General features: G+C 68.9%; 19 protein-coding genes. 9 read left to right on the top strand and 10 right to left on the bottom strand.

The features are described from left to right. Positions 1 to 80 precede the first annotated feature (80 nt). The gene (locus B0I31_RS15615; protein WP_106616124.1) at positions 81 to 989 is read left to right on the top strand and encodes a helix-turn-helix domain-containing protein; all 909 of its coding nucleotides are present in this window, start codon (positions 81 to 83) and stop codon (positions 987 to 989) included. Between the two features lie 3 nt (positions 990 to 992). Here the strand turns inward: B0I31_RS15615 and B0I31_RS15610 are convergent, their stop codons facing one another. From B0I31_RS15610 to B0I31_RS15600, 4 genes are all read right to left on the bottom strand, one after another. Beyond that, positions 993 to 1,361, bottom strand: coding sequence for a VOC family protein (locus B0I31_RS15610; RefSeq protein WP_106616123.1), 369 nt, complete (start codon positions 1,359 to 1,361; stop codon positions 993 to 995). An 899-nt stretch (positions 1,362 to 2,260) separates the two neighbouring features. After that, entirely contained in the window at positions 2,261 to 2,758 is a 498-nt protein-coding gene (locus B0I31_RS40020) for a hypothetical protein (RefSeq protein ID WP_146173855.1), read from the bottom strand. A 46-nt stretch (positions 2,759 to 2,804) separates the two neighbouring features. Then, entirely contained in the window at positions 2,805 to 3,536 is a 732-nt protein-coding gene (locus tag B0I31_RS15605) for an HAD family hydrolase (RefSeq protein WP_106616122.1), read from the bottom strand. Then, entirely contained in the window at positions 3,533 to 4,375 is an 843-nt protein-coding gene (locus B0I31_RS15600; RefSeq protein ID WP_181320188.1) for a GntR family transcriptional regulator, read from the bottom strand. The genes B0I31_RS15605 and B0I31_RS15600 overlap by 4 nt, the downstream gene beginning before the upstream one ends. A gap of 260 nt (positions 4,376 to 4,635) precedes the next feature. Between B0I31_RS15600 and B0I31_RS42925 the strand changes: the two genes are divergently transcribed. The 3 genes from B0I31_RS42925 to B0I31_RS15590 all read left to right on the top strand — a co-directional run bounded on the left by B0I31_RS42925 (position 4,636) and on the right by B0I31_RS15590 (position 5,885). Further along, positions 4,636 to 5,304 carry a hypothetical protein gene (locus B0I31_RS42925; protein ID WP_342751484.1) on the top strand — a complete coding sequence of 223 codons (669 nt, stop codon included), beginning with the start codon at positions 4,636 to 4,638 and terminating at the stop codon, positions 5,302 to 5,304. Beyond that, positions 5,301 to 5,423 (top strand): hypothetical protein, encoded by a 123-nt coding sequence (locus B0I31_RS42585; protein ID WP_281262298.1) that lies wholly within the window; start codon positions 5,301 to 5,303, stop codon positions 5,421 to 5,423. Before B0I31_RS42925 ends, B0I31_RS42585 begins: the two co-directional genes overlap by 4 nt. Before the next feature lie 201 nt (positions 5,424 to 5,624). Continuing rightward, a complete protein-coding gene (locus B0I31_RS15590; protein WP_245949956.1) occupies positions 5,625 to 5,885 on the top strand; it encodes a tyrosine-type recombinase/integrase in 261 nt (86 codons plus the stop codon). A gap of 21 nt (positions 5,886 to 5,906) precedes the next feature. Here the strand turns inward: B0I31_RS15590 and B0I31_RS15585 are convergent, their stop codons facing one another. Continuing rightward, positions 5,907 to 7,121, bottom strand: coding sequence for an acyl-CoA dehydrogenase family protein (locus B0I31_RS15585; protein WP_106616120.1), 1,215 nt, complete (start codon positions 7,119 to 7,121; stop codon positions 5,907 to 5,909). A gap of 7 nt (positions 7,122 to 7,128) precedes the next feature. Further along, positions 7,129 to 7,773 (bottom strand): SCP2 sterol-binding domain-containing protein, encoded by a 645-nt coding sequence (locus B0I31_RS15580; RefSeq protein WP_106616119.1) that lies wholly within the window; start codon positions 7,771 to 7,773, stop codon positions 7,129 to 7,131. A gap of 101 nt (positions 7,774 to 7,874) precedes the next feature. On the opposite strand from B0I31_RS15580, the gene B0I31_RS15575 reads away from it, so the two are divergent. Continuing rightward, on the top strand, positions 7,875 to 8,588 hold the full coding sequence (locus B0I31_RS15575) for a TetR/AcrR family transcriptional regulator (protein WP_106616118.1): 714 nt from the start codon (positions 7,875 to 7,877) through the stop codon (positions 8,586 to 8,588). Here the strand turns inward: B0I31_RS15575 and B0I31_RS15570 are convergent. Next, positions 8,585 to 9,511 carry an alpha/beta hydrolase gene (locus tag B0I31_RS15570; RefSeq protein ID WP_106616117.1) on the bottom strand — a complete coding sequence of 309 codons (927 nt, stop codon included), beginning with the start codon at positions 9,509 to 9,511 and terminating at the stop codon, positions 8,585 to 8,587. The two genes, B0I31_RS15575 and B0I31_RS15570, sit on opposite strands and share 4 nt — an antisense overlap. 127 nt (positions 9,512 to 9,638) lie before the next feature. Between B0I31_RS15570 and B0I31_RS15565 the strand changes: the two genes are divergently transcribed. Further along, on the top strand, positions 9,639 to 10,070 hold the full coding sequence (locus B0I31_RS15565) for a MarR family winged helix-turn-helix transcriptional regulator (RefSeq protein WP_181320187.1): 432 nt from the start codon (positions 9,639 to 9,641) through the stop codon (positions 10,068 to 10,070). Here B0I31_RS15565 and B0I31_RS15560 read toward each other — a convergent pair. Continuing rightward, positions 10,060 to 10,860: a MaoC/PaaZ C-terminal domain-containing protein gene (locus B0I31_RS15560; RefSeq protein WP_106616546.1), complete on the bottom strand. Its 801-nt coding sequence runs from the start codon at positions 10,858 to 10,860 to the stop codon at positions 10,060 to 10,062. The two genes, B0I31_RS15565 and B0I31_RS15560, sit on opposite strands and share 11 nt — an antisense overlap. Continuing rightward, positions 10,860 to 12,176: a 3-oxoacyl-ACP reductase gene (locus tag B0I31_RS15555; protein ID WP_106616116.1), complete on the bottom strand. Its 1,317-nt coding sequence runs from the start codon at positions 12,174 to 12,176 to the stop codon at positions 10,860 to 10,862. Before B0I31_RS15555 ends, B0I31_RS15560 begins: the two co-directional genes overlap by 1 nt. A gap of 87 nt (positions 12,177 to 12,263) precedes the next feature. Between B0I31_RS15555 and B0I31_RS15550 the strand changes: the two genes are divergently transcribed. Both B0I31_RS15550 and B0I31_RS15545 read left to right on the top strand, forming a co-directional pair. After that, on the top strand, positions 12,264 to 13,532 hold the full coding sequence (locus B0I31_RS15550) for an acetyl-CoA C-acetyltransferase (RefSeq protein ID WP_106616115.1): 1,269 nt from the start codon (positions 12,264 to 12,266) through the stop codon (positions 13,530 to 13,532). A gap of 65 nt (positions 13,533 to 13,597) precedes the next feature. Further along, positions 13,598 to 14,728, top strand: a complete 1,131-nt coding sequence (locus B0I31_RS15545; RefSeq protein WP_106616114.1) for an OmpA family protein — start codon at positions 13,598 to 13,600, stop codon at positions 14,726 to 14,728. Between the two features lie 66 nt (positions 14,729 to 14,794). Here the strand turns inward: B0I31_RS15545 and B0I31_RS15540 are convergent, their stop codons facing one another. Next, positions 14,795 to 15,418, bottom strand: a complete 624-nt coding sequence (locus B0I31_RS15540; protein ID WP_106616113.1) for an SIMPL domain-containing protein — start codon at positions 15,416 to 15,418, stop codon at positions 14,795 to 14,797. 122 nt (positions 15,419 to 15,540) lie between these two features. On the opposite strand from B0I31_RS15540, the gene B0I31_RS15535 reads away from it, so the two are divergent. After that, positions 15,541 to 16,734 (top strand): ATP-binding protein, encoded by a 1,194-nt coding sequence (locus B0I31_RS15535; RefSeq protein WP_106616112.1) that lies wholly within the window; start codon positions 15,541 to 15,543, stop codon positions 16,732 to 16,734. Positions 16,735 to 16,755: the final 21 nt, after the last annotated feature.

Below are 16,755 nucleotides of genomic sequence, written 5' to 3'. Positions count from 1 at the left end.
CGGCTTGCTCGCCGGTTGTGCTCGCGATCGTGCGTTAATCGGTTGAAGTTCCAGTGACTGGAGAATCCAAGGTGGTCCCCGTGACGCACTACTCGATCGGCGAACTGGCGCGGATGACCGGGCTGTCCACGCGGACGATCCGGTTCTACTCCGATTCCGGTGTGATCCCCGTGGCGGGGCGCACCGCGGGCGGGTTCCGCACCTACGACGTCGACGGGCTGGCGCGGCTCAAGCTCGTGCGGACCCTGCGTGACCTGGGCGTTGACCTGCCCACGGCGCAACGGGTGCTGGCACGGGAGGTGTCCGTCGCCGAGGTGGCGCGGACGCACGCGGAAGCCATCGACGCGCAGATGCGCACGCTCCGGTTGCGCCGGGCCGTGCTGCGGGTCGTGGCGCGAAACGGGGAGGTGGAGATGGTGCACGAGTTGGCGCGGCTGTCGGAGGAGGAGCGGCAGGCGATCCTGGACGACTTCTTCGACGACGTGTTCGGCGGGTTCGACCTGGATCCGAACTTCGAGCAGCACATGAGGTCGGTCCGGGTCGAGCTGCCGGACGACCCGTCGCCGGAGCAGTTGGAGGCGTGGATCGAGCTGGCGAACCTGGTGCGCGACCCGGACTTCCGGGCGTCGATCCGGCGGATGTCGCAGCGGCACCAGGAGATGCGGGCGGAAGGCGCCGACATGTCGCCGAGCTCGCCGGCGCAGATGGAGGCGTTCCAGTACGCGTTCGCGCAGGCGCGTGAGGCGCTGGACGCCGGCGTCGACCCGCGTTCGCCCGAGGCGGCGGCGGTCATCGCCAGGATCAACGAGAAGTGGGCGTCGGCGCTGGACGTGCCCGGCGTGGGCCCCGAACTCTCCCGCCGCATGGAGGAGTTCGGCGACCCGAGGGCCGAGCGCTACTGGCAGCTGATCGCGAAGATCAACAGCTGGGAGACCCAGATCCCGGACACCACGGCCGAGCGGGCGTGGCTGGTCGAAGCGGGCCGCTGACGCTCATTCCCACACCAGGCAGAACGGGTGCCCGGCGGGATCGGCGAACACCCACCAGACGTCGTGGGAATCGTCCAACAACGTCCCGCCCAACCGGAGGACCTCGGCCTTGGCCACGCCGAGGTCCTCGACCCCGATGTCCAGGTGGAACTGCTGCGGTTTGCGCGGATCGGGCCACTCCGGCGCCACGTAGTCCACGGCGCGCTGGAAGCCCAGCACCAGCGACTCGGTGTGCAGCGTCGACCAATCGTCATCCAACTTCCACCGCCGGTCGGGCCGATCGACCTCACCACCGAGGAGCCCCTGGTAGAACGCCGCCAACACCGGAGGCTCGGGACAATCGAGCACAACGCACTGCAACACCCCGACCATGCCCTCACCCTAAACCAGCGGACGGGGTCTCCCGCGTCCCGAAGACCCCGCCCCGACCCGGGCAAACCCGGGACATCACCTACTTGATGTGCATGCCGGAAATGGCCCGCGCCACCACCAACCGCTGGATCTCCGACGTCCCCTCGAAGATGGTGAAGATTTTGCGCCGGGGTGGCTCCGACCTGCCCACATCGCCTGGAATGGTCGCTTGACCTGCGCATACCCGGTCAACGTTTATCGTCGTTGACCAACCCTTCTCGACCTCTCACGGCCTGGAGACGGCCTGAGAGCCGATCACTCACCACGGGCACCTCCCCGGCACACCGTCGCCAACCGCGACGCCTCACGTGCCGAGGTGGTGCCCTCCTCTATGCCCGGCCACTTCCCGTTGGCCGCTGGCGCGAAGCGTCGGCGGGCGTCGATCGCCGTGCCCAGCCCGACCAAGCCGCAGGACCGCGCGATCGTCCCGACAGGTGTTCGCTGGTAGCTCGTCGTCCAGGCGGCCTCCGTGATGGCGCGCCGCCACCCGACCACGTGCACCGAACTCCGCGCACAGCCGACGGGCGGAGCGAAGCGGGAGCCCTGCGTGCCGTGATTCGGGGAGTCGGTGCCAACGTGCCTCGCCCGCACCGCGCGCCGCCGCAGGCCGCGCGCCTTGATCCCATAGAGCCAAGTTCGGCAAACCTATCGAACAGTTAGTGATCTAACGATCTCTTGACAATCCTCCACCAGTGAATGCAAATAACGATCATTTACTATGCGTACCGACATCGGGTATGAGTAATTGTCTGGTCGGATCTGCACGGCAGTCGTTGCTACCTGTTGTGTCCGTACACCATTATCTTCGTCCAGGAAGCATTCAAATAGAGGACTTTTGGTGACCACTGTAGGGAAGGCTATTAGACGTATCTTGGGAGTTCCTCGATCTCCTTAAGTGCACCTAATGTGCCACTTGCCACCTGGCGTACTGCATCGTACGCCGGGTCTTTTCCGCCCTTTTCGGTATTTCTCTTTTCTGTGATTTGATATCCCGGGTCGAGCCAGTCTGAAGCGGCGTCCAGGAATCCGTCTTCGTGTGCTTCTAGGTTGCCTATGAAGTCGTCAGCAAGCTTGGCGTCTAGGCCAAGGCTAGGCATAAACTCAAGTGCAGTTCCTGCATCAAAAGGCACGAGCTGTTCGTCGGATCCGGTAAATACGACCCATGGGGCAGCGCCACTTTTGCATTCTATGGGGAAGTAGATGTTGAGATTTTCGCTTGAAGCACTCCCGCGCGCGGTGCCGAACCACTGTGCAAGCACGTCTATCTCACGAACGACACCATTTGTACTGTCAGTGTAGTACGTGGATTGTTCAACATAGCTTGTGCCAGCTCGGCGGAATTCTTGCGCCACCTGCATTTCCAGAGGGTAACCTTGCCGTAAAACCCACTCGCGTACTTCTTGGTTAAGGCTCATAGTCAACTTTCCGAAAACTGTGATACAGCTGTGGATCAGGCAGTCGTGTAATGATCAAGTCGGCTCCAAGGGTGTTGAAGCGAGGTATTTTTCTAGGCTTGTTTGCGTACCCCACTATAGTCACGCCTGCTGTCTGTGCAGCCACTACGTCTGATGCGGAGTCTCCGATCAGGGTGCACCTACTGGGGGGAGTGCGTGCTGTGTGGACGGCCACGTTAAGCATATGCGGGTTTGGTTTTAGCTCGGACGCGTCCGAAGTGGAGCGACCAACTACAAAGGCAACGCAGTTCATTAGGTCATGCATGCGGAGGTACGCATGAATCGATTTTTCACTGTTATTACTGACAACTCCGAGTGTTCGCCCAAATTGATGCCAGGCTCGTATTAGCTTGTGGGCACCGCTTGTTGGTGACGCGGCGAAAATGGCCTCTACTTCGTGAGCGCGCAGGGCTTCCTCAACGTGTCGGGCCTCGTCGCGGCCAAGTGTGGCGGCGTAGCGGAAGACGTCGAAGGGATCTTCAGTTTTCTCGATATCGAGTGGTAGGTTGGTGTGGCCACCGTCAATGAGGACTCCGCATAGCTGTGTCGCGACATAATGGGCTGGAATGCCGGCGAAGACTGAGCAGATCGGACCGTCGAAGTCGAGTAGTAGAACTTCGGTGTTAGTCAGGATGCGGCGTAGAGCCTCGGGGTCGTCTATGGGCACTTGGTCGGTCGTCATCGCTTGTACTCCGTCGCGATGGTGTTCCACAGGCTGTCGAACCATGTGCGGGCTTGGTCTACGTATTGGCTGCCGGTGCTGGTGTCGTCGTCGGTGGTGCTGTGGTGGAAGAGGATGGCGTCCTTGCCCATCAGGTCGTAGAAGGCTTGGGGCTGGCCGCCTAGGGATAGGACGTGTTCGCGGACGGGGTAGAAGCCGAAGAAGGCTTCGTTGTTGTTGATCAGGTAGAGCTTGAAGAGTGGTGCGGCTGGGTGGACGCGGACTTCTGCGGTGGCGTGCTTGACCAGGCCGAGTTCGGCCAGCTCGGCGACGTTGTCCACGATGGCGAGGGTGTGGCGGCGCATGATCTCGGCGGCGCGTTCGCGGAAGGCCGGGCTGTCGGCCTGGTCCTCGACGGTGCAGGGGACTGACCACGGGACGGTGGGGTCCGGGACGAGGATGCGCACGTGGATCGCCTCGGGGGTGAGGCGGCCGATGCGGATCTTGTCCAGCGGCTCTTGAAGGATGCCGTGGAGGGTTTCGCCGGAGAAGCCTGAGAAGTCGATGGTGACGCGGTCGGACTCGAAGGCTCGTTCGATGTGTGGTCGCAGACCGACCGGCCGCTCGGTGCGTTCACGGACGAAGACGCCGCTGCCCTGTCGGGAGACGATCAAGCCTTCGTCACGCAGCTCGCGCAGGGCGTTCTGCACGGTCATCGGTGCGACGTCGTACTTCTTCGCCAACTCGGCGCGTGACGGCAGCTTGTCTCCGGCCTTGAAGACCTTGGTCAGGATGGCGGCTCGGAGAGCGCTCGCCACCTGCATGTACGGCGGTCGTGGGTCATCCGGGTCCAGCGCCATCTCGTCTCCCCTGGGTTGATCAACCTCAACCAAGTCCTACTCAACTTTGGGATCAGGGTAGGGCAGCCTAGCTAGCTCGCCTAGGGAGCTGGCTAGGTCAGCCAAACGAGCGATATTTGCATGACCTGTCTAGCTAAGCTGGTTTGATTTGTCTAGCTCGGACAGGCGGACTGGCAAAGTGACGGAAGTGGCTGGTGGCGGATCCGTGCGGGACTCGGTTCGAGGCGTCGTTCGGCCAGGTCTTCCCCCAAGGGGCGTTGATGGTCGGTGAGGTCACGCCGGACATGGAGTACATGAGCGCGGAGGACAAGGGGCGCGGTCGGCAGGCCAAGCAGCGTGTTGACGAGCGCACGGGCAAACGGCAGTGGAAGGTCGTGGTCACGGATCCGTCGGCGGAGAAGGAGCGGGACGCGTCGGTGACGGTGACGATCCTGGCTGATGTTCAGCCGGTGCCGCCGCAGGCCGTGCAGGTGATGCCCGGTGTCAAGGTGCGGCCGGTGGCGTTCGAGGGGCTGACGGTCGAGCCGCCGGTGATGGGGGGTCGGTACAAGTACCAGGGGTTCACGATCCGGGCTACGGGCTCGTGTCGCCGCAGGTGGGCGCTGCTCCGAAGCGTGCGGAGAAGCCCCAGGGCGAGCAGAAGGCGGCTTGAGGTGGTGCGGCCGTCTCGTGAGGCGGTCGCTCGGTGGAACCTCGCGTACGCGGAGCAGACCGAGGCCCTGTTCGCGGCGTCCGGTTCGGACGGTCGGTTACCAGTGCTTCGGCTGGCTGACGGCTACGCGGCGGTGGCGTGGGCGTGGCGGGTTCTGGCCGCTGATCTGGGTGTGCCTTTGTGGGCTCGTCACGCCTGTGCCGTCGCTGCGGAGGAGTTCGATCGTCGGGCGCGGATCGAGCGTGCCCGTGTCAACCCGGACGAGGACGGGACATGAGCAAGGACCAGCGCGTTTCGCAAGACGAGCTGTGGCGCGGGGCGCGAGCTGTCACGACGTTGCAGGGTGCGCATGACGCACTGGTGAAGGTGATGCCTGCGCCGGAGGCGGTGGCGTGACTTCTACCTGGGGTCGGCCGCGGTCGCGGCCGGCCACGCGGCTCGGATGTCGGGCGCTGTCTCATCGTTCCCTGGGCCGTAGCTGTACCGGCTGACACCAGCGGGCGCGCAGGCATGGGCGACCGGTCACGGTCGATCTGCTCATGGTGAGGAAACGACGGCAAGCCGTGGAGTGGCGACCTGTTCAACAAGGTCGTCTGGGTGCCCGCGTTCAAGCAAGCCGGGCTGACCTACACCAAGCGACAGGATGGGATGCACGCCATGCGGCACCTGTACGCGTCCGTCCTCCTGGCGCAGGGCGTGTCCATCAAGGAGCTGGCCGAGTACCTGGGCCACGCCGACCCCGGCTTCACGCTCCGCACCTACACGCACCTGATGCCGTCCAGCCACGAGCGTGCCCGGAAAGCAGTGGACGGGGTCTTCCGCGTCCTGAAGACCCCGTCCGCCTCCCAGACGGCCTGATGACGGCCTGGAAAGATCAACTCACTTGATGTGCATGCCGGAAATGGCCCTGGCCACCACCAACCGCTGGATCTCCGACGTCCCCTCGAAGATGGTGAAGATCTTGGCGTCGCGGTGCATTCGCTCGACCGGGTGCTCGCGCGTGTACCCCGCACCGCCCAGGATGTGGATCGCGCGTTCCGTCGCCCACACCGAGACCTCGCCCGCCTTGAGCTTCGACATCGAGCCCTCGCCGGCGGTGAACGGGACGTTGTTGCGGCCCATCCAGGCGGCACGCCAGACCAGCAGGCGGGCGGCGTCGATCTCCATCTTCATGTTCGCCAGGTCGAACGCGATCGACTGGTTCTCGATGATCTTGCGGCCGAACGCCTCGCGGTCCTTGGCGTACTCCAGCGAGTATTCGTAGGCCGCACGCGCGACGCCCACGGCCATGGCGCCGACGGTCGGTCGGGTCGTCTCGAACGTCGCCATCGCCGCCTGCCCGCCCGCCTTCTGACCCTCACGGGCCCGGGCCAGCCTGGCCTCCAACCGCTCCTTGCCGCCCAGCAGGCACCGGCCGGGCACGCGCACGTCGTCCAGGAACACGTCCGCCGTGTGCGACGCCCGCATCCCGTGCTTGCGGATCTTCCCCGGCGACGACAGCCCGGGCGTCCCCGGCGGCACGACGAAACCGGCCTGGCCGCGCGCACCGAGAGCCGGGTCGACGACCGCGGTCACCACGTGGACGTTGGCGATGCCGCCGTTGGTCGCCCACGCCTTCTGCCCGTTGAGCACCCACTCGTCGGTGGCCTCGTCGTACACCGCGCGCGTCCGGTACCCGGCCACGTCCGACCCCGCCTGCGGCTCGGACGCGCAGAACGCCGCCAGCTTCGGCTCGTCCTCCGTGCCGAAGCACTCGGGCACCCACTCGGCCAGCTGCTCGGGCTCGCCGGACGCGAAGATGCCCGCCGCCGCCAGACCGGTGCCCATCAACGCCAACGCGATCCCGGCGTCACCCCAGAACAGCTCCTCGGTGGCGATCGGCAGCGACAGCCCGATGGGGTCGGCGAACCAGGTGGCCAGCGACTCGAACCCGTACAGGCCGATCTTCGCCGCCTCCTGGATCACCGGCCACGGCGTCTCCTCGCGCTCGTCCCACTCCGCCGCCGCGGGCCGGATCACGTCCTTCGCGAAGCCGTGCACCCACTCGCGCAGGTCGACCTGGTCCTCGTTGAGCTCCAGCGAAAAACCGCCCATGGTCCCCTCACGCCTTCGGAATGTTGAACAAGCTCATGAACCCGGCCGCGAAGCCGAGGTCGCCCTTGACCTTCAGCTTGCCGGTCATGAACAGCACCGGTGCCGACGCGTTGCCGGTCGCGAGCTTCAGGAACTCCACCGGTCCCAACGTCACGACGGCCCTGGGGTCACGGGTCCCGCCCTTGTTGATCGCGCACTCGGCGTTCTCGATCACGGCCTCGTACACGTCGTCGCCGTCGAACCCGCCGGTCAGCCGGAAGTGCACGACGGCACGGGTGGCGCCCGCGCGTTCGCTGCGGAAGTGCACCTCCATGCGCCGGAACACCTCGTCCAGCACGCGTTCGCGCAGTCCGCGCCTCGACGTGACGGCCTCGATCTGGTCCTTGGACGCGCGCGAGATGATCCGCGCGAAGTTCTGCGGGTCCATCTTGGCCAGGTCGAGGTCGGCGCCGCCGTCGGCCAGCGCGCCCAGCGCGTCCAGCAGGTCGGCGAACTCGTCGCGGCCGAGCTTCTTCGGGTCGATGCCGCGGGCGATGACGTCGATGTCGACGTCGTTGAGCGCCGGGTCGGCCGGGTCGACCTGCCTGAGCGTTGAGATCAGCTCCTGCGGGCTGAGCTTCGCGATCGCCTCGGTGGTGAGGTCGATGGTCATGTGTGGCACCTCCGCTACCTACTGACAGGTAAGCCTACTGGCGAGTAGGTAAGGCGGCAAGGGGCGCGGAGTAATCTTGTCCCAGCCATCCAGGGGGTGCGATGCACGCAGAGCAACCGGTCCGACCGGGCCGGGCCAAGAGGCTGCCACGCGCGGTGCGCGAGCGGCAGATCATGGACGCCGCGGTCGACGTCTTCTCGCGGTTGGGTTTCCACGCCGCGTCCATGGACGAGATCTCCGAGGTCGCGGGCATCTCCAAACCCATGCTGTACGCCTACCTGGGCTCGAAGGAGGAGCTGTTCGCCACCTGCATCCGTCGTGAGGCGACCCGGATGATGGAGGCGATCGCGAACGGCGTCGAGGCCGAGGAGCCGCCGGACGTCCAGCTGTGGAGCGGACTCCGGGCGTTCTTCGGGTTCGTCGGCGAGAACCGCGCCAGCTGGCAGGTGCTGCACCGGCAGGCGTCCTCCCAGGGCGGTCCGTTCGCCGAGGAGTTGGCCGACATGCGGGGCCGGGCGATCAGCCTGGTGGCGGCGCTGCTGGTGCACTCGTCGGACTTCACCAACGTGCCGCGGGCGGGCGACAAGGAAGCGGAGTCGCTGGCCGCGGCGCTGGTCGGGGCGGGCGAGTCGTTGGCCGACTGGTGGCTCGACAACCCCCAGGAGCCGGCCGGCGTCGTCGCCGCCCGGCTCATGAACCTGGTGTGGATGGGCTTCGGGGACCTGGTGGCGGGCGACGTCTGGCACCCGCCGTCACGCCGAACCGGCCAGGAGTCGGGCCGCGAGCCCGGTCCGGAGAAGGAAGCGACCTCCTAGGCCAGCGCACCCTTGAGCACGGCCACCGCCTGGCTGATCGCGGCTTCGGCGGCGTGCGTCTCCCGCAACGCGTTGAGCATGACGAAGTCGTGGATCACGCCCTGGTAGCGCACCGCGGTCACCGGCACGCCCGCCTCGCGCAGCTTGTTCGCGTACGCCTCGCCCTCGTCGCGCAGCACGTCGGCCTCGGCGGTGATCACCAACGCTGGCGGCAGGCCGGTCAGCTCCTCCACGCTCGCCCGCAACGGTGACGCGGTGATCTCCGCGCGCTCCGCCTCGGACGTCGTGTACTGGTCCCAGAACCACTGCATCGCGTCACGCCGCAGGAAGTAGCCCTCGGCGAACTCCCGGTACGACGGCGTGTCGAACGACGCGTCCGTGACCGGGTAGAACAGCACCTGCTGCCGGAACGCCACGTCACCGCGCGCCTTGGCCAGCAACGTCAGCGCCGTCGCCATGTTGCCGCCGACCGAGTCGCCCGCCACGGCCAAGCGGGACGCGTCGAGTCCGCGCGCGGCACCCTCGGCGACGATCCACCGCGCGACCGCGTAGCTCTCCTCCAGCGCCACGGGGTAGTGCGCCTCGGGCGAGAGGCTGTAGTCGGGGAACACCACGGCGGCGCCCGTGCCCACGGCCAGCTCGCGCACCAGCCGGTCGTGCGTCTTCGCGTTGCCGAACACCCAACCGGCGCCGTGGACGTAGAGCACGACGGGCAGCGTGCCGGTGGCGCCGGCCGGTCGGACGACCCGGACGGGCACCTCGCCGACGGTCACCCACTCCTCGTCGACCTCGGGCTTGAACACCTCGCCGGACTGCACCTCGTCCACGGCCTGCCGACCATCGACCGGACCCAGGTCGAACAGGTAAGGCGGGTTGGCGGTCGCGGCGGCGAACTCGGCGGCGGCCGGTTCCAGGACGGTCATCACTGGCTCCTCGATGTCGTGCGGTCGAACCTGTCACCATGAAACCTAGTACGCGATTACATCGCACACAATCTAGATGGGCGCGGGAGTATCGTGGTCTCGATCACCAGTGGGAGGGACGACGGACATGCGGGACTTCAGCCTGGAGCTGGACGACCAGCTCTGCTTCGCGCTCTACGCGGCTTCGCGGGCCGTCACCGCGCGCTACCGGCCGCTGCTGGACGACCTCGGCCTGACCTATCCCCAGTACCTGGTGCTGCTGGTGCTGTGGGAACGCGGCCCGGTCCCGGTCAAGGACGTCGCCGCCGCGCTCCAGCTCGACTACGGCACGCTCTCCCCGCTGCTCAAGCGGCTGGAGTCGGCGGGGCTGATCCTCCGCGAACGCCGTCCGGACGACGAGCGCTCGGTCCGCCTCGTGCTCACCGAGGCGGGCGACGAGCTGCGCGAACGCGCCAAGGACGTGCCGCCCGCGATGGGCGAGGCGATGAACCTGGGCGAGGAGGACACGGCCCGGCTGCGCGCCCTCCTGCGCACGTTGGCCGACAACGTCAGCCGCTGATCACGCCCTCCAGGTGCGGGCGGTCCGACCACAGCGCGAACCGCCACCCGTCGCCCGTGGGCGTGGACGAGAAGTCGACCGCCCCGGGCAGCAGGACCGGCGCCTTGAACCGCACGTCGACCTCGTACGCGGCCGGCAGCCGCCCCTCGAACGCGGCCACGCACCGCGCCTTCGACCACATCCCGTGCGCGATGGCCCGGGGGAAGCCGAACGCCTTGGCCGTCAACGGGTGCAGGTGGATGGGGTTGCGGTCGCCGGACGCGGCCGCGTACCGCCTGCCGAGGTCGCCGGGCAGCCGCCACCGCGCCGTGGGCGAAGGCGGTTCGGCCCGCGGCGACGACTCCTTCGCGGCCCCGCCCTCCCGGCGCAGATATGTCGACACGTCGACCCACGCCTCCTCGCCGTCCACCGACACGGTCGTCACCACGTCGAACTGACGGCCCCGCTCGTGCGGCCGCAGGTCCGCCAACGCCACGTGCAGCGACAGCGGTTCGGCGACCCGCAGCGGCCGGTGCTGCCGGATCCGGTTGGCCACGTGCACCAGGCCGGGCAGCGGGAACGGGAAGCCGGGCCCGGTCATGAGCCGGATCTGCAGCCCGAACCCGAGCACGTGCGGGTAGGTGATCGGCAGCTCGTCGCGCACGCCGAACCCGCAGACCTTGTTGTACCGGGCCAGGTGCTCGGGGTCCACGGTGACCTGCGCGTCCAGGGACGACGTCGGCAGCTCCCCACCGCGCCGGGTGAACCCGGTCAGCGCGGCCTTGGCGTAAAGCAGGGTCAGGTTCACCATCACGCCCCCAGCAGGCTCTGCCCGCACACGCGCACGACGTTGCCGTTCACCCCGGCCGACGCCGGGTGCGCGAACCACGCGATCGCCTCGGCCACGTCCACCGGCAGGCCGCCCTGCGACAGGCTGTTCATCCGCCGCCCCGCCTCCCGGATGAACAACGGCACCGCGGCCGTCATCCTGGTCTCGATGAACCCCGGCGCGACCGCGTTCACCGTGGCGCGGCCCGCGAGCCGCCGCGACAGGGAGTCGACCATGCCGATCACGCCCGCCTTGGTGGTGGCGTAGTTGGTCTGGCCGACGTTCCCGGCGATGCCCGCGATGGACGACACGCCGACGATCCGCCCGTTGGGCCGCAGCGCGTCGGCGGCGAGCAGCGCGTCGTTGACCCGTTCCTGGGACGCCAGGTTCACCGCGACCACCGCGTCCCACCGGCCCGCGTCCATCCGCCCGAGCGTGCGGTCACGCGTGATGCCCGCGTTGTGCACGACGACGTCCACGCCGCCGTGCCGCTGGGTGAGGTGCTCGACGATCCGCGCGGGCGCGTCGGATGCGGTGATGTCGAGCTGGAGCGCGGTACCGCCGACCCGGTTGGCCACCGCGGACAGCTCGTCGCCCTGCGCGGGCACGTCCAGGCACACCACGGTCGCGCCGTCGCGACCCAGCACCTCGGCGATCGCCGCGCCGATGCCCCGGGCCGCACCCGTGACCAGCGCGACCTTCCCCGTCAGCGGCCGGTCGGCGTCCGACGGCGCCTCGACCTCGGCCGCGCCGATCCTGATCACCTGCCCGGACACGTACGCCGAACGGCCCGACAGCAGGAACCGGACGGTCGACCCGATCGCGCCCTCGCCGCCGGGCTCGACGTGCACGAGCTGGGCCGTGCCGCCGCGCTTGAGCTCCTTGCCGACGCTGCGCGTGAACCCCTCCAGCGCGCGTTGCGCGATCTGCGACTCGGCCCGCTCGGGTGGCGTGCCGAAGACGACGACCCGGCCGCACGGCCCGAGAGACCGGATCACCGGCTGGAAGAACTCGTACAGCTCGCGCAACCGCTCGACCGAGTCGATGCCGGACGCGTCGAACACCAGCGCGCCGTACCTCTCGCCCTCGGCCGGCCCGGACACCACGTCCAGGCCGAGCGACTTCACCGCCGCGCCGACAGGATCGGCGAGCCGGCCGCCGCCACCGATCAGCACGGGTCCGTCCAGCGGGGGTTTTCCGGGTGAGTGGCGGCGCAGCGGGTACGGGTCGGGCAGGCCGAGCCTGCCCACGACGAACCGCCCGAGGCCGGACCTCGCGAACGACTGGTAACGATCCATGCCGACATCACACTCCCTACTCGCTAGTAAGTCTACTGATGAGTAGGTAACATTGGGTGCCACCCGACCACGATCCTGGAGGACGACATGGCCCGAGTAGCCATCCTCGGCGGCAACCGCATCCCGTTCGCCCGGTCGAACGGTCCCTACGCCACGGCGTCGAACCAGGACATGCTCACCGCCACCCTGGACGGTCTGGTCAGCCGGTTCGGGTTGCAGGGCGAACGGCTCGGCGAGGTCGTCGCGGGCGCGGTGCTCAAGCACAGCCGCGACTTCAACCTGGTCCGCGAGGCCGTGCTGGGCAGCACGCTGTCCGCCGAGACGCCCGCCTACGACGTGCAGCAGGCGTGCGGCACCGGCTTGCAGGCGGTGATCGCGGTGGCCAACAAGATCGCGCTCGGCCAGATCGAGGTGGGCGTGGCCGGCGGCGTGGACACCACGAGCGACGCGCCGATCGGCGTGAACGAGGACCTGCGCGGCGTGCTGCTGGAGTTCAACCGGGCCCGCAGCGCCGGCGCCAAGGTCAAGGCGGCGCTGAAGCTGCGGCCCAAGCACGTCGTGCCGGACGTGCCGCGCAACGGCGAGCCGCGCACGGGCCTGTCCATGGGCGAGCACGCGGCGATCACCGCCCGCGAGTGGGGCATCGCGCGCGAGGACCAGGACGAACTGGCCGCCGCGAGCCACCACAACCTCGCCGCCGCGTACGACCGGGGGTTCTTCGACGACCTGGTGACGCCGTACCTGGGCCTGACCAGGGACCAGAACCTGCGGCCGGACTCGTCGGTGGAGAAGCTGGCCGAGCTCAAGCCGGTGTTCGGCCGGGGCGAGGGCGCGACGATGACCGCGGGCAACTCCACGCCGCTCAGCGACGGCGCGTCGGCCGTGCTGCTGGCGTCGGAGGAGTGGGCCGCCGCGAGGAACCTGCCCGTGCTGGCCTACCTCACGTTCACCGAGACGGCGGCCGTCGACTACGTGCACGGTGGCGAGGGCCTGCTGATGGCGCCCGCGTACGCGGTGCCGCGGATGCTGGCGCGCGCCGGGCTGTCGTTGCAGGACTTCGACTTCTACGAGATCCACGAGGCGTTCGCGTCCCAGGTGCTGGCCACGTTGAAGGCGTGGGAGGACGCGGACTTCTGCAAGGGCAGGCTCGGGCTGGACGCGCCGCTCGGCCCGGTCGACCGGTCGAAGCTGAACGTCAACGGCTCGTCGCTGGCCGCCGGGCACCCGTTCGCCGCGACCGGCGCGCGGATCGTGGCCACCCTGGCGAAGCTGCTGGCGGAGCGCGGCTCGGGTCGCGGGCTGATCTCCATCTGTGCGGCGGGTGGTCAGGGCGTTACGGCGATCGTGGAGCGATGAGGCTGATCGTTAGGCCGAACGGGTGTTATTGGTAACACAACGCGTTCCCGTTCCGTTTCCAATGCATGAACCACTCACGGCTCTTCGCCGCAGTCGTGCTGGTGGCGGCGTCCTGCGCTGCCTGCGGGGAGACGTCCCGCGACACCACCACCGTGCGCATCGGGGTGACCGCGTCGGCCAACGAGCCCCGGGTCGAGCTCACCAAGACCGTCGTCGACCGCCTGGCCGAGGCGGTCGACCAGGGCGTGACCCGGGTCGTCGTGTACCGGCAGGGTGAGGATTCCGGCGGTGCGCACGTGGACGAGGACTTCACCGTTCGGGACGGCAACGACGTGGAGAGCGACGCGGCGCTGCGCGAGCTCGGCTTCGAGCAGAACCTGAACCGGCTGACGGGACAGCTCAGCCAGCTCGGCGGCACCAGCACCGACCTCGACCCGCTGTCCGTGCTGGCGGACATGGCGTCCGCGTCGGGGCCGGCGGTGCTCGTGCTGCAGACCAGCGGGTTGCAGACCACCGACCCGCTCGACCTGACCCGGCTGGGCCTCGACTTCGACGTGTCCGCCGTGGTGGCGTCGGTGCCGGACGACACCCTGCCCGAGCTGACCGACAAGGACGTCATCTTCTCCGGGCTGGGCCAGGTGACGGGCGAGCAGCCGCAGTTGCCGCCCGGCGCGCGGGAGGCGCTGGTCCAGCTGTGGCTCGGGATCTGCGCGAAGTTCCACGCGAAGAGCTGCACGCACGACACGGAGCCGGTGCCCGGTGGCGCGTCGATCGGCCGGGCCGAGGTGCCGACCGTGCGGATCGGGGAGGTGGTGCACTCCGACACCTCGGTGCACCTGCCGAACTCCGTGCTGTTCGAGGCGGGCAGCGACGAGCTGGCACCGGGTGCGCGCGAGGTGCTGGCGGAGGTGGCGAAGAAGTTCGACGGCCGCACCACCGCGCGGGTGGTCGCCCGCACGGCCAGCTCGGCGTCGGCGGCGTCGGCGGTCAACCTGACCCAGCGGCGCGGCGAGCGGGTGGTGTCGACGCTGGTCGAGCTGGGCGTGAGCCGGGCGGCGTTCACCGAGGTCCGCGGTGCGGGCTTCGCCTCGCCCCTGGAACCGGACCTGGACAGCTACGGCGACCTGATCGCCGACGCCGCCGCCCGCAACCGCTCGGTCGTCGTCGAACTGGCCGAACCGAGAACCAACAGCTGACCCCGCGTGTCCCACGTTCGCGTCCCGCGTGTCCCACGTTCATGAACGTTCGGGACACGCGGGGCGTCAGTCGAGGAGCGCCCACGAAGCCGTGCAGCGGACCGTGACGGTGATCTGCTGCGCCTCCAGGTTCAGCTCGTCCATCTGCGGCGGCACGCCCGGCGCACCGCCGTAGGCCGCCGTCCTCATCCGGGTCGACTCGACCGCCCAGCCCTCGGCGTCGCCGTCGGTCAGCCGGTGCAACGGCCCCAGCCGCGCGCCGAGTGCTCCGGCGTAGCCCTCGGCACGGCGGCGCGCGTCCAGCACGGCCTCGCGCTGCGCCTCCCGGACGGCGTCCGCGTCGTCCTTGAGCTGCCACGTCGGCCCGTGCAGCCACGTCGGCTCGGCGGTCACGAGCGCGCCCAGCAGGCTGTCGAGCGCCGTGACGTCGTCGACCCGCACCACGTAGTTCTGCGTCGCACGGCTGCCGGAACGGCGCCGGCCGTCCCAGTTGTCGTGCACGTTGAGCTGCCGTGACCGCACCTCGACGCCCGGGCGTTCCAGCGCGGGCTCGACGCCGGCGATCCGCGCGGTCAGCCGTTCCACCGCCTCCTGCCGCGTCGAGCCCAGCGTCTCGAAGCTCACGCTCACCTCGGCGCGGTCAGCGGTCCGCTCCACCTTGCCGACGCCCTTGGTCACTACCTCAGCCATGGCACGACGCTACCGCCCATGTCGCTCGATAGCGCTATATAGCTTCAAAGCTAGATACACGAATACCTGCCGACACGGCGTGAGTATTGGATCCGCTGTAGACACCTCGATACCTTCCGAGGATGGACCCGGTGCGCAACCCGTTCGCCCCCGGCGCGGGCCAACGGCCACCCGAGCTGGCGGGGCGCGACAAGGAGCTGGGCGCGTTCGAGGTCGTCCTCGAACGGGTGGCGCGCGGCCGGCCGGAACGCAGCCTCGTGCTCACCGGGCTGCGCGGCGTGGGCAAGACCGTGCTGCTGGGCGAGCTGCGGTCGATGGCGATGAAGCGCGGCTGGGGCGCCGGGAAGATCGAGGCACGGCCCGAGGCCGGGCTGCGCCGCCCGCTGTCGGCCGCGTTGCACCGGGCGATCCGCGACCTGGCCGTGCGGCACCGCGCTCCGGACCGGGTGGAGGCCGTGCTCGGTGTGCTGAAGGCGTTCGCGCTGCGGTCCAACCCCGAGGACGCGAAGCTGCGCGACCGGTGGCAGCCGGGCATCGACGTGCCCGCGGCGGTCGGCCGGGCCGACTCCGGTGACATCGAGATCGACCTGGTGGAGCTGTTCACCGAGGTCGCCGAGCTGGCGCAGGACGTGGGCACCGGCGTGGCGCTGTTGATCGACGAGATGCAGGACGTGCCGGCGGATGACGTCTCGGCGTTGTGCGCGGCGTGCCACGAGCTGTCGCAGTCGGGCGCGCCGCTGGTCGTGGTCGGCGCCGGGTTGCCGCACCTGCCCGCCGTGCTGTCGGCGTCGAAGTCGTACTCGGAGCGGCTGTTCCGGTACGTGCGGATCGACCGGCTCTCGCGGGAGGACGCCGACCGCGCCGTGCTGGCGCCCGTGGACCGGGAGGAGGCGGGCATCGAGCCGGAGGCGTTGGACGCGCTGTTCGACGCCTCAGGCGGCTACCCGTACTTCATCCAGGCCTACGGCAAGGCGGCGTGGGACGCGGCGCCGGCCGACCCGATCACGGCGATGGACGTGGCGGTGGCCGCGCCCGAGGCGGACGCCGAGCTGGCGGTCGGGTTCTTCGGGTCGCGGTACGAGCGGGCGACGCCCGCCGAGCGGGAGTACCTGCGGGCGATGGCGGAGCTGACCGACGGCAAGGACGCGGGCGTGAACACCGCGCAGGTGGCCGACCACCTGGGGCGCAAGCCGTCGTCGTTGTCGCCCGCCCGGGACAGCCTGATCAAGAAGGGGCTCGTGTACTCGGCCGAACGCGGGCAGATCGCGTTCACCGTGCCGCACTTCGGCCGGTTCCTGCTCGGCCGCGAGGACTGAACTTCGGCTGACCTGCGGTTA

Origin of the sequence: Saccharothrix carnea, from assembly GCF_003014735.1 — a bacterium.
GTDB classification, from domain to species: domain Bacteria; phylum Actinomycetota; class Actinomycetes; order Mycobacteriales; family Pseudonocardiaceae; genus Actinosynnema; species Actinosynnema carneum.
This window is presented reverse-complemented; position numbering and strand designations above follow the sequence as displayed.

Bases quoted from the DNA above. Each gene is read 5' to 3' on its own strand.
- B0I31_RS15580 (WP_106616119.1), bottom strand. From the start codon at position 7,773: ATGACCATCGACCTCACCACCGAGGCGATCGCGAAGCTCAGCCCGCAG.
- B0I31_RS15575 (WP_106616118.1), top strand. From the start codon at position 7,875: ATGCACGCAGAGCAACCGGTCCGACCGGGCCGGGCCAAGAGGCTGCCA.
- B0I31_RS15570 (WP_106616117.1), bottom strand. From the start codon at position 9,511: ATGACCGTCCTGGAACCGGCCGCCGCCGAGTTCGCCGCCGCGACCGCC.
- B0I31_RS42585 (WP_281262298.1), top strand. From the start codon at position 5,301: ATGAGCAAGGACCAGCGCGTTTCGCAAGACGAGCTGTGGCGCGGGGCG.
- B0I31_RS15540 (WP_106616113.1), bottom strand. From the start codon at position 15,418: ATGGCTGAGGTAGTGACCAAGGGCGTCGGCAAGGTGGAGCGGACCGCT.
- B0I31_RS15550 (WP_106616115.1), top strand. From the start codon at position 12,264: ATGGCCCGAGTAGCCATCCTCGGCGGCAACCGCATCCCGTTCGCCCGG.
- B0I31_RS15585 (WP_106616120.1), bottom strand. From the start codon at position 7,121: ATGGGCGGTTTTTCGCTGGAGCTCAACGAGGACCAGGTCGACCTGCGC.
- B0I31_RS15560 (WP_106616546.1), bottom strand. From the start codon at position 10,860: ATGGTGAACCTGACCCTGCTTTACGCCAAGGCCGCGCTGACCGGGTTC.
- B0I31_RS15555 (WP_106616116.1), bottom strand. From the start codon at position 12,176: ATGGATCGTTACCAGTCGTTCGCGAGGTCCGGCCTCGGGCGGTTCGTC.
- B0I31_RS40020 (WP_146173855.1), bottom strand. From the start codon at position 2,758: ATGCAGGTGGCGCAAGAATTCCGCCGAGCTGGCACAAGCTATGTTGAA.
- B0I31_RS15610 (WP_106616123.1), bottom strand. From the start codon at position 1,361: ATGGTCGGGGTGTTGCAGTGCGTTGTGCTCGATTGTCCCGAGCCTCCG.
- B0I31_RS15600 (WP_181320188.1), bottom strand. From the start codon at position 4,375: ATGGCGCTGGACCCGGATGACCCACGACCGCCGTACATGCAGGTGGCG.
- B0I31_RS42925 (WP_342751484.1), top strand. From the start codon at position 4,636: ATGGTCGGTGAGGTCACGCCGGACATGGAGTACATGAGCGCGGAGGAC.
- B0I31_RS15605 (WP_106616122.1), bottom strand. From the start codon at position 3,536: ATGACGACCGACCAAGTGCCCATAGACGACCCCGAGGCTCTACGCCGC.
- B0I31_RS15545 (WP_106616114.1), top strand. From the start codon at position 13,598: ATGAACCACTCACGGCTCTTCGCCGCAGTCGTGCTGGTGGCGGCGTCC.
- B0I31_RS15535 (WP_106616112.1), top strand. From the start codon at position 15,541: ATGGACCCGGTGCGCAACCCGTTCGCCCCCGGCGCGGGCCAACGGCCA.
- B0I31_RS15565 (WP_181320187.1), top strand. From the start codon at position 9,639: ATGCGGGACTTCAGCCTGGAGCTGGACGACCAGCTCTGCTTCGCGCTC.